12 protein-coding genes are annotated in these 15259 nt (G+C 59.0%); 4 read left to right on the top strand and 8 right to left on the bottom strand.

Annotated elements, in window-relative coordinates; all coding sequences use genetic code 11:
• Positions 1-69 precede the first annotated feature (69 nt).
• The gene (locus tag B3X29_RS14595; protein WP_159339737.1) at positions 70-1506 is read left to right on the top strand and encodes an MFS transporter; all 1437 of its coding nucleotides are present in this window, start codon (positions 70-72) and stop codon (positions 1504-1506) included.
• A 66-nt stretch (positions 1507-1572) separates the two neighbouring features.
• The gene (locus B3X29_RS14590) at positions 1573-2817 is read left to right on the top strand and encodes a mechanosensitive ion channel family protein (protein ID WP_156654027.1); all 1245 of its coding nucleotides are present in this window, start codon (positions 1573-1575) and stop codon (positions 2815-2817) included.
• Here the strand turns inward: B3X29_RS14590 and B3X29_RS14585 are convergent, their stop codons facing one another.
• The 4 genes from B3X29_RS14585 to B3X29_RS14570 all read right to left on the bottom strand — a co-directional run bounded on the left by B3X29_RS14585 (position 2818) and on the right by B3X29_RS14570 (position 7281).
• Entirely contained in the window at positions 2818-3792 is a 975-nt protein-coding gene (locus B3X29_RS14585) for a LacI family DNA-binding transcriptional regulator (protein ID WP_103178554.1), read from the bottom strand. It lies immediately after the preceding gene.
• 75 nt (positions 3793-3867) lie between these two features.
• Positions 3868-5010 carry a Gfo/Idh/MocA family protein gene (locus B3X29_RS14580; RefSeq protein WP_103178553.1) on the bottom strand — a complete coding sequence of 381 codons (1143 nt, stop codon included), beginning with the start codon at positions 5008-5010 and terminating at the stop codon, positions 3868-3870.
• Positions 5003-6028: a sugar phosphate isomerase/epimerase family protein gene (locus tag B3X29_RS14575; RefSeq protein WP_159339736.1), complete on the bottom strand. Its 1026-nt coding sequence runs from the start codon at positions 6026-6028 to the stop codon at positions 5003-5005. Before B3X29_RS14575 ends, B3X29_RS14580 begins: the two co-directional genes overlap by 8 nt.
• A gap of 14 nt (positions 6029-6042) precedes the next feature.
• Complete coding sequence (locus B3X29_RS14570) at positions 6043-7281, bottom strand: MFS transporter (protein WP_103181038.1); 1239 nt, start codon at positions 7279-7281, stop codon at positions 6043-6045.
• Between the two features lie 253 nt (positions 7282-7534).
• Here B3X29_RS14570 and B3X29_RS14565 point away from each other — a divergent pair, with 253 nt between their 5' ends.
• Entirely contained in the window at positions 7535-7897 is a 363-nt protein-coding gene (locus B3X29_RS14565; protein WP_103178551.1) for a type II toxin-antitoxin system RelE/ParE family toxin, read from the top strand.
• Positions 7885-8184, top strand: coding sequence for a helix-turn-helix domain-containing protein (locus B3X29_RS14560; protein WP_159339735.1), 300 nt, complete (start codon positions 7885-7887; stop codon positions 8182-8184). The genes B3X29_RS14565 and B3X29_RS14560 overlap by 13 nt, the downstream gene beginning before the upstream one ends.
• A gap of 44 nt (positions 8185-8228) precedes the next feature.
• On the opposite strand, the gene pheP is transcribed toward B3X29_RS14560, so the two are convergent.
• From pheP to B3X29_RS22600, 4 genes are all read right to left on the bottom strand, one after another.
• Positions 8229-9617, bottom strand: a complete 1389-nt coding sequence (gene pheP / locus B3X29_RS14555) for a phenylalanine transporter (protein WP_159339734.1) — start codon at positions 9615-9617, stop codon at positions 8229-8231.
• A 103-nt stretch (positions 9618-9720) separates the two neighbouring features.
• Positions 9721-11694: a PhoX family protein gene (locus tag B3X29_RS14550; protein WP_103178548.1), complete on the bottom strand. Its 1974-nt coding sequence runs from the start codon at positions 11692-11694 to the stop codon at positions 9721-9723.
• 119 nt (positions 11695-11813) lie between these two features.
• A complete protein-coding gene (locus tag B3X29_RS14545) occupies positions 11814-14000 on the bottom strand; it encodes a TonB-dependent receptor (RefSeq protein WP_159339733.1) in 2187 nt (728 codons plus the stop codon).
• A gap of 440 nt (positions 14001-14440) precedes the next feature.
• On the bottom strand, positions 14441-15235 hold the full coding sequence (locus tag B3X29_RS22600) for a hypothetical protein (protein WP_139156322.1): 795 nt from the start codon (positions 15233-15235) through the stop codon (positions 14441-14443).
• Positions 15236-15259 lie beyond the last annotated feature (24 nt).

Below are 15259 nucleotides of genomic sequence, written 5' to 3'. Positions count from 1 at the left end.
AAGAACTGGTACCCGTTTATCAGATGGTTGATGCTACGACGCTACGCTGTTTGACGCAATGGAGTCACCATGAATAGGTCAGTTGTTTCACCGGGCCGGGCAGGCCTGATATTGCTGTTAACCGGCCAGATGCTGCCGCTGATCGATACCTCGATCACCAACGTGGCGCTGGATTCCATCACCCACTCGCTGCATGCCACCGCCACCGAGCTGGAGCTGATTGTGGCGCTCTACGGGGTGGCCTTCGCCGTCTGTCTGGCGCTCGGGAGCAAGCTGGGGGATAACCTCGGGCGCCGCCGTCTGTTTATGTGGGGCGTGGCGAGTTTTGGTCTGGCCTCACTGCTGTGCGGGATGGCGGGCAATATCGAGCAACTGCTGGCCGCGCGCATCGTGCAGGGCGCGGGCGCAGCGCTGATCGTGCCGCAAATTCTTGCCACCCTTCACGTGACCCTGAAAGGCACCGCCCACGCCAGAGCCATCAGCCTGTTTGGCGGCATCGGCGGGATCGCCTTTATTGTCGGGCAGATGGGCGGCGGCTGGCTGGTGTCGGCGGATATCGCCGGGCTGGGCTGGCGCAACGCCTTCTTTATCAACGTGCCGATCTGCCTGTTGGTGCTGGCCCTGAGCCGCCGTTTTGTTCCGCAAACCCGTCGCGATACGCCGTCGCGCATCGACTGGCCGGGTACTGCGCTGCTGGCCGCGATCCTCTGCTGTCTGCTGTTCCCGATGGCGCTGGGGCCCCAGTGGCACTGGTCGTGGCCGCTGAAGGCGATGCTGGTCGCTATTGTCCCTCTGGCCTGGTTGATGGCGCTGAACGCGCGTAAAAAAGAGCGCGAAGGGGCCCACCCGCTGATCCCGCCACGCTTAATGCAGCTCGGCAGCATCCGCTTTGGCGTGCTGATTGCGCTGCTCTTTTTCAGCGTCTGGTCCGGGTTTATGTTCTGCATGGCGCTGACCATGCAGACCGGTCTGGGGATGGCGCCGTGGCAGTCCGGCAACAGCTTTATCGCCCTGGGCGTGACCTATTTTGTCTCGGCGTGGTTTGCCCCGCGCCTGATTGCCCGCTACAGCACCAGCACCCTTCTGCTTACCGGCCTGGCAATCCAGATAACCGGCCTGCTGGCGCTGATCGCCACCTTCCGCATCTGGGGACTGGAGAACACCGCCCTGACCCTCGCCCCGGCCACCGGGCTGGTGGGCTACGGCCAGGCACTGATTGTGAACAGTTTCTACCGCATCGGCATGCGCGATATTCAGCCCGATGACGCCGGGGCCGCCAGCGCCATTCTCAGCACCCTGCAACAGGCGGCGCTCGGCCTGGGGCCTGCGATATTTGGCGCGATTTTGCTCCACGCCCTGCAAAACCATCACGGGGATTACGCGGAGGCGATTAACCTCTTCCTGGCGGTAGAAACGGGCATGATGGTGGTGCTGGCGCTGGCGACCCTGCGGCTGCGCCATCGCCTTAGCCTGCCGGTCACGAAAGCCTGCCACGCGTCCCGATAAACCCCTGGGTTTGCATAATCGATCCGCAGCCGCCATTATGGCGGCTGCTTTAATACAGGAGATGTTATGCAGGAGTTTATTTCCCTGGTCGAAGAGTCAGGAATTGAAATTAATCACACCACTTCCCTCGTGATTATCTTTGGAATTATTTTTCTTACTTCGCTGATTATTCACTTTATTCTGCACAAAGTGGTATTGCGGGCCTTCGAGAAACGGGCCCGGGCCAGCAGCCATTTATGGCTGCAAATCATTACCGAGAATAAGTTATTTCACCGCCTGGCCTTTACCCTGCAGGGGATCATCGTCAACGTTCAGGCGGTATTGTGGCTGCAAAAAGGCAGCGACGCGGCAGAGATATTAACCACCTGCGCGAAGCTGTGGGTGATGGTATATGCCCTGCTGGCGTTCTTCTCGCTGCTGGACGTGATATTCAACCTGTCGCAAAAAATGGCGACCGCCTCCCAGCTGCCGCTGAAAGGCATCTTCCAGGGGATCAAGCTGGTGAGCGCCATTCTGGTGGGGATCCTGATTATCTCTCTGCTGATCGGTCAGTCTCCCGCCATTCTGATTAGCGGCCTGGGCGCGATGGCAGCCGTATTAATGCTGGTGTTTAAAGATCCCATTCTCGGGCTGGTGGCGGGTATTCAGCTCTCGGCCAACGATATGCTCAAGCTCGGCGACTGGCTGGAGATGCCGAAATATGGCGCGAACGGCACGGTGACCGATATCGGCCTGACCACCGTCAAGGTGCGCAATTTTGATAACACGATTACGACCATCCCGACCTGGGCGCTGGTCTCCGACGCTTTTATCAACTGGAGCGGCATGTCAGCCTCCGGCGGACGACGGATTAAGCGCAGCCTGAATATTGATACCACCAGCATTCATTTTCTCGACGAACAGGAACAGCAGCGGCTGATTCAGGCGAAGCTGCTCAAGCCCTATATGGCCACGCGCCATGAGGAAATCACCCTGTGGAATCAGCAAAACGGGGAAGGCGAATCGGTGCTGAACCTGCGTAAGATGACCAATATTGGTACCTTCCGCGCCTATCTGAATGAATATCTGCGCAACCATCCGCGTATTCGCCAGGATATGACCCTGATGGTGCGCCAGTTAGCCCCCGACGCCAACGGCCTGCCGATTGAAATCTATGCCTTCACCAACACCGTCATCTGGGCGGAATATGAGGCGATTCAGGCCGATATTTTCGACCATATTTTTGCGGTGATCGATGAATTTGGCCTGCGTATTCACCAGTCGCCCACCGGGAACGATATTCGCTCCCTGGCCGGCGTGCTGGCGAAATAATCAGGTACTGGCGCGGGAAATAAAGCGCCAGTTCATCATCACCCGCTCCGTGGGCGCATCGGGGTTGTCGATTTTGTTCAGCAGCAGATCGACCGCCTTGCGCCCGATATCCCGCGATGGCTGTTCAATGGTGGTCAGCGAGACCATCTCCGACAGCTCGGTGCCATCGAAACCCACCACCGCGATATCTTCCGGCACGCGCAGCCCGGCCTTTTCGATAGCGCGTAACGCTCCCGCGGCCAGGGTATCGGAGACCGCAAATACCGCATCCGGGCGCGGCTCTGTTGCCAGCAGTTTGCTCATCGCCGTCATCCCGGCCGCCGCGCTCAGATCGCTCGCATACTCTACCGCCTGATACGCCAGATCGCGCAGATGCAGCACGCTTTTATAGCCCCGCTCGCGCAGGCGGGCATATTTGTAGCTCAGATCGTGGTTGATAAGCGCAATCCGCTGTCGCCCGCCGTCGGCCAGACGGCTGACCACATGCTGGGAGGCGTCGACATCGTTGATCCCCACACAGGAGACCGCACCCGCATCGGCGTATTCGGCGCACTGTACCCAGGGGGCATCGCCGATGAGTGCCGCCAGTTCGGGGAGGCGGGTGAAGGCATCCATCGTGATAATGCCGTCGACCATTTTGCCGGAGAGCAGGCTGAGCCCCGAGCGGGAGCGTTCAATATCGGAGCCGGAGTTGCACAGCAGAATGCGGTAGCCGTTTTTCTCCGCCTGCTCCTCAATGCCCTTCACCACCTCGGCGCAGAACGGGTTGGCAATGTTGGAAACCATCACCAGCACCATATAGCTGCGCGCCGTGCGCAGCTGGCGGGCCAGAAGATTGGGCTGATAGTTCGCCTCTTTAATCGCCTGCAAGACGCGATCGCGGTTTTTGGCTTTGACGGTATCGCTGTTATTCAGCACGCGCGATACCGTCGCCACCGAGACGCCCGCCAGTTGGGCGATTTTCTGAATTGACATAGCGACGAGTGATCCTGCGGTTTGCGTTTGCAGCAGGCTACCATAAATGGGCTGCCCGGCGCACCGGGCAACGTGTTACTGCGCGACTGCGACCCAGCGCTGCTGCTGATGGCTTTTGACTATCGCATCAATGATATACATGACGCTCGCTCCGTCATGGAAGGTGGCGAACACCGGCTTCTCCGGCATCCTGCCCGTCTGTACTGCCTGATAAAAGTGCGCCATCATATTTTTAAAGGCGTCCGGCCAGCCTTCGATATGGCCGCCCGGGAAGTGGGCGCTGTCGGCCACGTCGCGGTTCATCAGACCCGGATCGTCCGTCAGTACCTGATTGGCCCGGGCGCGATGCCCTACCCATAGCTGCTGGGGCACCTCCTGATCCCAGGCCACGGAGCCCTCGCTGCCGTTCACCTCCAGGCTGAGGCGATTTTTACGTCCGGCACTCACCTGCGAGACGGTAAAGCTGCCCTTACTGCCATCGTCGAAGCGGAACAGCACCGAGCCGAAATCCTCGGTGGTGACGGGTTTGTCTTCATATACCGCCTCGCCCGCCTGGCTGAAGGTCTGATTCCCGGCCAGATTCGCCTTGCGGGTCGGCCAGACGATGGAGAGGTCGGCCATCACGTCGGTGATGCGCCGTCCGGTCAGAAACTGAATGGTGTCGCACCAGTGAGAACCGATATCGGCCACCGCCCGCGATGCGCCCCCGAGCGCCGCATCAACTCGCCAGTTGTAATCGGTTTCCAGCAGCATCCAGTCCTGCAGATAGCTGCCGTGGGCGGCAAAGAGCCGTCCGAGGGAGCCCTGCGCCACCATGCTCGCCGCCTGGCGCACCATCGCAAACTGACGGTAGACAAAGCTCACGCCGTGTATCACCCCCGCCTGTTCCGCCAGCGTGACCAGCTCCCGCGCCTCGTCTGGGGTCATGCACAGCGGCTTTTCGGAGAAAACATGTTTACCGGCACGCAGGATCTGGCGGTTGATCGCCGCATGCAGATGGTTAGGGGTGCAGTTGTGCACCACGTGCAGCTCCGGGTGCGCCAGCAGTGCATCCACGCTGCCGTAGGCGTGAGGAATGTTCAGCGCCCGGGCTTTCTCTTGCGCCTGTTCCAGCGAGCCATCGCAGAGGGCGACCACCTGCACATACCCCAGGCGGCGCAGGGCTTCGATATGCGCCGGGCCGATAAAGCCGCTGCCGATAATGCCGACGTTAATCATGAAGTTCTCCTGCGGCGAAATCGTCGAACGCCCGATCGGATACGGGAATAATGTGGCAGGAGATAAACTCGCGCCCTTCCCGCGCCCCGGTTTCGCCATCTTTCAGGCAGCACTCCCACTCCAGCACCGCCCAGCCGTCGTAGTCGTACTGGGTCAGCTTGCTGAAGATGCCCTTAAAGTCGATCTGCCCGTCCCCCGGCGACCGGAAGCGTCCGGCGCGGTTGATCCAGCTCTGATAGCCGCCATACACCCCGCTGCGCCCGTTGGGACGGAATTCGGCATCCTTAACGTGAAACGCCTTGATGCGGGTGTGGTAGTGATCGATCCAGGTCAGATAGTCGATCTGCTGCAACAGCAGGTGGCTTGGGTCGTAAAGCATGTTACAGCGCGGGTGGCTGTCTACCAGCGCCAGAAAACGCTCGAAGGTGACGCCGTCGTGCAGATCTTCTCCGGGATGAATTTCATAGCAGACGTTAACCCCCTGCTCATCGAACGCATCCAGAATGGGTCGCCAGCGGCGGGCCAGCTCGCTGAACGCCTCCGCAAAACGCGTCTCGTTATGTGGAGGCCAGGGATAGATAAACGGCCAGGCCAGCGATCCTGAGAAGGTGGCGTGGGCGGTTAAACCGAGCCGTGCCGAGGCGACCGCCGCCTTTTTCACGATATCGGTCGCCCAGGCCTGGCGGGCGCTGGCGTTACCGCGCACCGCCGGAGGAGCGAAGTTATCGAACGCCTCGTCGTAGACCGGATTGACCGCAATAAGCTGCCCCTCCAGATGAGTGGAGAGCTCGCTGATGACCAGCCCCTTCTCCGCCAGCCTGCCGCCTATCTCGTCGCAGTAGGTCTGGCTCTCTGCCGCCTGCTCGACGTCAAAAATCGCTTTATGGTTGCAGGGCATTTGCAGCGCTTTGTAGCCCTTTTCCGCCGCCCAACCGGCCAGCCCGTCGAGGGTGTTGAACGGGGGTTGTGCCCCGATAAACTGCGACAGAAAAATACCCGGGCCTTTAATCGTCCTCATACCACCTCCAGAAATTACGCCTTGTCATCGTCATATTTGAACGAGACAAGGAAAACGAGTGCAATCACAGCAGCAGCCACCGCCGGGATCCACCAGAATGTTACCCACGCCTGTGGCACGGCCTGCCCCGCCACCAGGCGGTTGTAGAGCGCGCCGGAAATCTGCGAGCCCAGCAGCATGCCGATACCGTAAGTGAACATCACGATCATGCTCTGCGCCTGGCCTTTGACCTTTTCGCCCGCCACGCGGTCGGTATAGATAAAGCCCACCACAAAGAAGAAGTCATAGCAGACGCCATGCAGCAGGATGCCGAGATAGAGCAGGATGCGCCCCTCTTCACTTACCCCCAGAGCAAACATCGCGTAGCGGACAAACCACGCCAGCATGCCGATCAGCAGCATGTATTTAACGCCCAGACGGCGGAACAGCAGCGGGATCACCAGCATAAAGAAGATTTCGGACATCTGGCCGAAGGACATGGCGGTACTGACATCCGCGATCCCGGCATCCGCCAGGTAAGAGGCGGTATAAGCGTAGTAGGTGCCGAGCGGGACGGAGATCAGCATCGCGCACAGGCAGAAGATAAAGAAGTGACGGGTTTTCAGCAGGGCGAAGGCGTCGGCGCAGAAGAGATCGCGCACCTTCACCGGCATCCCTTTGGCCGGGGCAGGCGTGTGCGGCAGCGTCAGGCTGTAGAGCGCCAGCAGGACGGAGCTGGCCGCCGCCACGTGGAAGATGGTGATGCTTGCGGCCACGCCGGTAACGCCGATAAAGATCCCCGCGACAATCCAGCCGATGGTGCCAAATACGCGGACCACCGGGAAGGTTTTGTCGACGTTCGCCAGGCTGTGGAAAGCGATATTATTGGTCAGCGCCAGGGTCGGCATATAGCAAAGCGTGTAGCCAAACAGCAAGCCGATCAGCAGCGCGCCGTTCTCCGCGATCAGCGCCCCCGGCACGAACCACAGGATCGCCGCCCCGGCCAGGTGCATCACCGCCATCACCTTCTGCGAGGCGAAGAAGCGGTCCACCAGCATTCCGAGCACAAACGGCGATAAAATAGAGGCGATCGGCCCGGCGGAGAAGGCGTCGCCAATCAGCAATGACATGTTGTGCTGGGTCATCACCAGACCGAGCGTTACCGACCAGCTACCCCAGATAAAAAATTGCAGGAACATCATCAGGGAGAGGCGCGGTACCAGCAGCCGGTACTCCCCTGTCACCTTTCCACTACTTTCAGTTGTCGACACCATGATAAGCCCCACCCGTAAAAAGTAATCGATTACAAATCGCATCAAGTGAAAAGTAATCGATTACAAAACAAAGATCCTGGGGATCGGTTAAGAAGTGCGAGAGGGGTCACGATAAAGGTGAAGTGGGGTGTGCGGGGGTGCCGGGTGGCGGCTTCGCCTTACCCGGCCTACGGTTTTTATGGAGGCTGGGCAGTTGCAGGTATAGCCTTTTGGCTATATTATTTTATAGCCAGAAGGCTATAAGGAAATCACTATGTGGGAAGTCGAAACAACGGATATGTTTGACGAATGGTTTCACCATCAGAAACAAGACCTGAAAGAAGATGTCCTGGCAGCGTTGCATATTCTTTCTGAGTATGGCCCTCAACTGGGGCGACCATGGGTTGATACCGTTAAGGCATCGCAATACACCAATATGAAAGAGCTACGCATTCAGCATGCAGGCGATCCGATTCGCGCTTTTTTTGCCTTTGATCCCGGGCGTCAGGCCATTATTTTATGCGCTGGCAACAAGACAGGCGCGGGTGATAAGCGTTTCTATAAACGTATGATTAACATAGCTGACGCTGAGTTCAGCAAATATCTGGCGAGTAAGGAGGCCAAATGGCAACGTTAAAAGAACTGATGGCCCAGCAGAGTGAAGAAAGCCAGGAGCGGATAGCCGCTAAGGTTGAAGAATTACGCATTATTGTTGCGCTCAACCAACTGCGTGAAGAGCTCAATATGTCGCAAACAGAGCTTGCCGCCGCGATGGGCGTTAAACAACCTACTGTTGCGAAAATAGAGCAGCCGGATAATGATCCACGCCTTTCTACCCTGAAACGCTACGTTACAGCTTTAGGTGGCGAAGTGAGTATTGATGTCATATTGCCTACCGGCAAGCGGGTCACATTCCACATTTGATTATTTCTGCCCGGCAAGCGCAGCGCCGCCGGGCAGAAACCGCACTACTTTTTGCGGGAGAGTTTAAACGCCGCAAACAGGAAGACAATCCACACCGGGAGCAGGATCGCCGAGGTGCGCATGCCATCCATGGTGCACATCAGCACCAGGATCATCGCCAGGAAAGCGATACAGAGGTAGTTACCCGCCGGGTAGAGCAGCGCTTTGAACTGCGTCTCGCGCCCTTTGCGGCGCATCGCCGCGCGAAAACGCAGGTGGGCAAGACAGATCATGATCCAGTTCAGCAGCAGCGTTGCCACCACCAGCGCCATCAGCAGGCCAAAGGCTTCGTGCGGCAGCAGATAGTTGATCAGCACCACCAGCGAGGTAATGCCCCCGGAGAGCAGCAGCGAGTTAACCGGCACGCCGCGACGGCTGACGCGGGTTAAAAATTTCGGGGCGTTGCCCTGCACGGAGAGGCCAAACAGCATCCGGCTGTTGGAGTAAACGCCGCTGTTATAGACCGACAGCGAGGCCACCAGAATCACGAAGTTAAGTGCCGATGCCACCAGGTTGCTGTTCAGATCGTGGAAAATCATCACGAACGGGCTGCTGTCCGACTTCACCTCCACCCACGGGTAGAGCGCCAGCAGGACGACCAGCGAGCCAATATAGAACAGCAAAATACGGTAGACCACCTGGTTGACCGCTTTCGGGATGCTCTTGTGCGGATCGCGGGCTTCGGCGGCGGTAATGCCGATAAGCTCCAGTCCGCCAAAGGAGAACATGATCACCGCCAGGGACAGTATCAGTCCTTTCCAGCCGGTGGCGAGGAAGCCGCCGTGCTGCCACAGGTTGTCGATAGTCGCCCGCTCGCCGCCGTGCCCGGAGAAGAGCATCCACAGACCAAAGCCGATCATGCCGATAATCGCCAGCACCTTGATCAGGGCAAACCAGAACTCCGTCTCACCGTACAGGCGCACGTTCACGAGGTTGACGGCGTTAATGATGATGAAGAACGCCGCGGCCCAGACCCAGGTGGGTATGTCCGGGAGCCAGTACTGCATATAGATGCCTGCGGCGGTCAGCTCCGCCATGCCCACCAGCACGAACATTACCCAGTAGTTCCAGCCCGACAGGAAGCCCGCAAAAGGGCCCCAGTATTTGTAGGCGAAATGGGCAAAGGAGCCGGAGACCGGCTCTTCAACCACCATCTCACCGAGCTGGCGCATGATCAGAAAGGCGATCATGCCTGCAATGGCATAGCCCAGCAGCACGGCGGGGCCGGCCATCTGAATCGCGGGCCCGATACCGAGGAACAGTCCGGTGCCGATAGCGCCACCGAGAGCGATAAGTTGAATATGTCGATTATGTAAACCACGATGGAGCGTCGGTGTCTGTTCCGACGCGGCTTCAGCAGCACTTTTGTCTGAAGCGGATGAGGCGTTTCTCACGGCCTGGCCCTGTCTCTTTTTGAGGAAGGGGCACCTTTTAACACTTCAGGCAGACGGGAGCAAGTTAAACGCCGGGCAACGGTTGCTGCCCGGCGGGAGGGGATCACGAACCGATCAGGCCGCCGTCCGCTTTGGTGATGACGACCGTTGACGCCCGGGGACGTCCGTTCGGGTTGTTGTCCGGCCAGTTGGAGACGGCGCGCGGGTTTGCCGGGTCGGTAATGTCGTCCCCGCCCTCACCCGGATGCTGAATATTGATAAACAGCGTGCGGTTATCCGGCGTGAAGGCGATGCCGGTAATTTCGCAGCCGCGCGGGCCCGTCAGGAAGCGGCGATACTCGTTGGTGCCCGGAATGGTCGCCACCATCTGGTTATTGCCCATCCCCTCGTAGGCTTTCTTGTTAATGGTGCTGGAGGAGACGTCAGTCTGGATCCAGAGCACGCCCTGATGGTCAAACGACAGGCCGTCCGGGCTGCCGAATTCGGCCCCCTTCATGCTGCCCTTCGCCTTTTCATCCGTCGTCTCCGTGCGTCCGGCCAGCACCAGAATATCCCATTTGAAACGCAGGGCCGCGGGATCGCTCCCCTCTTCGAGCCAGTGCATGATGTGACCGAAGGTGTTATTGGCCCGCGGGTTGGCCGCGTCCACCGGCGCTTTGCCCTCTTTACCGCGATCGCTGTTATTGGTCAGGGTGCAGTAGACGCTGCCGCTGCTGTGGGGATCGACCGCGATCCACTCCGGCCTGTCCATTTTGGTCGCGCCCACCGCGTCGGCCGCCAGACGGGTTTTGATCAGCAGATCGCCCTGGCTTTCGAAGCCTTTGCTCTTATCCAGCCCGTTCTGGCCGAAAACCAGCGGCAGCCATTCGCCGGAGCCGTCGTCGTTGAAGCGGGCGACGTAGAGCGTGCCGGTGGTCAGTAGCTGCATGTTGGCGTCGCGATCCGCCGGGTTATATTTATTGTCGGAGACAAATTTGTAGATGTACTCAAACTTCTGGTCGTCGCCCATGTAGGTGACCACGCGCTTATCGGCGGCCAGGGTGACAGCGGCGCCTTCATGTTTGAAGCGCCCCAGCGCGGTGTGCTTGCGCGGCGTCGAGTCCGGGTTGTAGGGGTCGATCTCGACTACCCAGCCAAAGCGGTTCGGCTCGTTAGGGGTTTTATCCACGTTGAAGCGGTCGTCCACTTCGCTCCAGCGGTAGGACTCATCGCTGTCGCTGATGCCGTAGCGCTTCTCCAGCGCGTTCCGCTCGCCTTTCTTAACAAAAATATCTGACCAGTTCTCTTCGCAGGTGAGATAAGTTCCCCACGGCGTGTGGCCGTTGGCGCAGTTCTGCATGGTACCGAGCACCCGCTCGCCCTGCGGATCGGCGGCGGTTTTCATTAACTCCTGCTGACGCGCCGGGCCGGTGATCTGCATCGGGGTGTTGACCGTGATGCGGCGGGCGAAGCTGGAAGGACGCACCACTTCCCAGTCACTGCCGTTCTTTTTCACTTCGATAACCGACACGCCCATCGCGTTCTGGCCTTTACGCGCTTTGTCCAGGCTCCAGTTGGCGGTGCCATCGGTAAAGAGCATGCCGTTGTCGATATACTCATGGTTCATCGCCAGCAGGCCGTGGCCGGGATTCTCCTCCCCCTGCGGCAGGCTAAACCACGCCATACCGTCATGGTGCATGCCCGCCTGGGCCGCCTGCTCGTCGGTGGTGTTACTGGCGTCAAATTTGAACGCCGGCATGGCACCCTTGATGCCGGTGGCGTCGCCCCAGCGGTAGAAAGGCCGGGCGATGTAGCCCTCCGGCACCCTCACCGTGTCGTCGGTGGAGACCGGAATGCTGGTAAAGCCGAGCGAAACCGCCTTGCTCAGAGCGGAAGGCTGTGAAACCGCCGCAAGGGCGCTTTCAGGCTTGAGCAGGAACGGGAAAGAGGCGGCGGCACCGGCTACGGCGCCCATCTGCAAGAAGCGACGGCGGGAGAGGAACATCTCCGCCACGCTGGAAAATACCGGGTTAGCGCTGGGATTGCTGACATCGTCACGATGTTCTTTTTTGAATACGGACTTAAGAGGTTTACCCACGATGGCTTCCTTTCTTTTGGCTAAGAAACGATAAAGTGGGAACACTATAAGAACAATTGATTACATTTTTATAACAGTCAGACAGTGGGGCATCCCTGCCCCACTAATAAAGAACGAACTCAGAATTCGTAGCCGACAGAGACCTTAAAGGTGCGCGGCTCACCCTGGAAGAGGTAGGTGCCGCTGTCATCCACGCTTGCCCAATAGTTCTCATCGGTGACGTTTTCGATCCCGGCGCGAACGGTCATCTGGTTCTGGTCATTGTTCACCGCGAAGCGGTAACGCACACCCAGATCCAGCGTGGTGTAGCTATCCAGCTTCTTGCTGTTGGCGAGATCCGCATACTGTGAGCCAGAGTGGTTCACCCGGGCGGTGGCGGTCAGGCCATCGACGGGTTTGATGTCATACTCGGCCCCCAGCACGCCGTAGAAGTTCGGCACGCCAATCGCGTCGTTGCCCTGGTTTACGCCGTTGTTGGTTTTGGTCAGCTCCGCCTGCAGCCAGGTGGCGCTGGCGTTCAGACGCAGGCCCAGCATCGGCTCGCCAAAGATGTTCAGCTCCACACCGCGGTTACGCTGTTCGGCATCCAGACCGTAGTATTTGGTCTGGCTGTCGAGAATGGCGGACGGCATTTTGATCTCAAACAACGCCAGCGAGCCGCCAACGCGACCGAAATCGGCCTTCACACCCACTTCGTTCTGTTTCGAGTGGACGATACCGGTGCTCTGACCGTAGTTGATGGCGGTGTTTGGCGCGGTTTTACCCGGCTGCAGCGCCTCGGTGTGGTTGGCATAGAGCGAGACCGTCTCCCACGGCTTATAGACCACGCCGTAGGTAGGCATCCAGCGGTCGCCATCGAAGCTGTCAGCCGCATTTTCCATCCCGGTGATTTTGTTATAGCCGCGGATCACCACCTTCTGATGACGGGCCCCGACGGTAAACAGCAGTTTATCGTCCAGCACGCCGAGGGTGTCGCTCAGCAGCCAGCCCTGAGTGCGGGTGCGGCCGCTGGTCAGCGGATCGCTGTAGTTGCCGCCTGAGCCGTTGAAGTTGGTGCTCGGCGGCGCATCCACGCCGGTGTTGTGGTAGATGTTGGTGACCGGGTTATCTTTCGCGGCGGACATCTTCCAGGCGATTTTTTCATTTTTGGTCATCGCCGAGTAGCCGACGTTCACCTTGTGCGACACAAAGCCGGTATCGAAGTTACCGCGAATGCCCGCCATGCCGCTTACGCTGTCGCTGATACGGTTGGTATCCAGGCGGGTTGCGGTGGCTTTGCCGCTCCTGTCCACCAGCTTCGCACCGCTGTAAAGCCCCTCTTCATGGGCGTGCTGTGCCCCCAGACCGGTATAGGCGGTCCAGTTATCGGTGATGTCATACTCGCTGCGCCACATGCCGAATTCGTTTTCGATATTGCTGTAGGCCCACTTCTGGGAGTAGTTACGATCGTTTTTCGGCGGCTCCGGCACGAAATCCACGCCGAAGACGTTGACCCCGGTCTCCGAGCCGTGGAAGGTTTTTTTCTGATAACCCAGATCCACGGAACTGCGGAAGTTATCGCCCGCATAGTCGAGGCCGGTGGAGAGCAGCGTGGTGCGGCGGCGGTCGTTGGCGACCGGGGCTTCCCCTTCCCGGTGGACCACGTTGACGCGGGCACCAAACTGGTCGTTGTCACCGAAGCGACGTCCGGCATCCAGGGTAGTACCAATCTGAGAATCGGAGGTGTAGTCCACGCCCACTTTCGCCTGCGGCGTGGCGCCTGCATGTTTCGGCTCAAGGTTGATCATCCCGCCCACGCCGGAGCTGGCCGCACCGTTCATCAGGGAGTTGGCCCCTTTAAAGATCTCTATCCGCTCTACCATCTGCGCGTCCACCACCTGACGCGGCAGCACGCCGGAGAGTCCGCCGAAGGTCATATCATCCCCGTCGAACTTCAGGCCGCGAATGCGGTAGCTCTCCGCGCTGTTGCCGTAGCCCTGCACGGACTGGACGCCCGCATCGTTAGCCACCACGTCGGCTATGGTGCGCGCCTGCTGATCTTCCACCAGCTTCGAGGTGTAGCTGATGATGTTAAACGGTACGTCCATGGCATTTTGCTGCCCGAGCATCCCCATGCGCCCGCCGTTTGCCACCTGCCCGTCAAGGAAGGCCGGCACCAGCTGGTCGCCGCCGGGTTTAAAATCGCTGGGTGCGGCCTGCACCACGAGGGTCTCTTCTTTTTTGCTCTCCGCCGCGACGGCGGAATGGGCGATGGCGCCGATGGCGAGAGCCAGCAGCGTTTTGTTCATTTTTCTGGTGTTGTTCATGATTAACTCTTTCAACGTGCGCGCAAAATGACCCGTCGCCGGGCCTTCGTTGTTATAAAAAGACTATTTCAGAGCGATACGGGCCACGCTGTCGGGCTCGTTAGCCAGACAGCGTTTGACGACGCTGGTCTGCGTGGGGGCTAAAGCAGGTGTTGGGGCGGACAATTTTTGGCTCATCAGGAACATCCTTTACCGTGCAAAAGTATGAAGAGGACGCCTGCATCGCATCGGTTTGCGATTTGGATTTTGGTGTCAGGCCGTCAGGCCAGGGCAGCGTCTCCCGTTAACGCTCAGTGTTCCGTGTGAGAGCTGCCTCACTGTTGCTGCGGGAAGGTCCATACGTGCCCACAAACACTAAAGAGAATGAGAACTATACTCATTATCTTTATATGATCAAGTGTAAACAGGAGCAACAAAGTAAAAAGGGAGATGAGCGCGGGTTACTCTTTGCGGGCTTGCAACACAAAGGGGGAGTCAACCGGCATGCTTTTCAACACCGCAGGCTGGGCACCAGACAGCTCCGCCATCCCCAGCGCCGAAAAGACGCCGCTGTTGATGACCTCATCCGAAAACGGCACATTGCCGTTTTCCTGACGAATAATCGCCTTACTGAGGGCGCGTAATATCTCAGGCGAGGTTACATCCAGCCGGGTGGTGGGCGAGACGCCGAGCGCCTGGCTGACATTCTGGATATAGGCCGTGGTATCGTTGTTATCCTGCGGTGGCGCCCAGCGGGAGATAATTTTGCTGATGGTATCCAGCCCGCGTCGCTGGTAGGAGAGCAGGTTGACCCCCAGCGCGCGTATCCCGTGTTCGGGGGTGGCAAAGGTGGCGAAACGCCCGTCAGTGCCATTCTGCCCCAGCCAGCTAAATGCCCAGCTGGCTTCCAGATTGCCGGGGTTGTTATTGCGAATCCCGCGAACACCTGCGCCTGGCGCCCGCCAGGCGGGACCGGAGCGGCTGTTTTTGTACGCTGACAGGCGATTCATCAACGCGATTTGCTTCTCACTCCAGCCCTGGATACGGGCGTACTGATCCAGCTGACCAAACGAGGCGGGCGTCGCGGCAACGGCGGTCTGGCGGGTATCAGCGGAATTGAGCGTCGGGATAGCGGGCTGCGAAACGATCGGTTGCGATGCGTGGGATACCTGCTGAAAAGAGGCCGGGACGCTGGTCTGCGACGCCCCTGAAGAGGCGGTCTGAGCCGATAGCGTCGCCACTTGCTGCGTGTTCATGCTCTGCTGCTGGACATAGTAATG

The sequence above is a fragment of the Leclercia sp. UBA5076 genome, from assembly GCF_002416465.1.
GTDB lineage: Bacteria > Pseudomonadota > Gammaproteobacteria > Enterobacterales > Enterobacteriaceae > Enterobacter.
The sequence above is the reverse complement of the archived record's forward strand: the minus strand, read 5'-3'. Positions and strand labels throughout refer to the sequence as shown.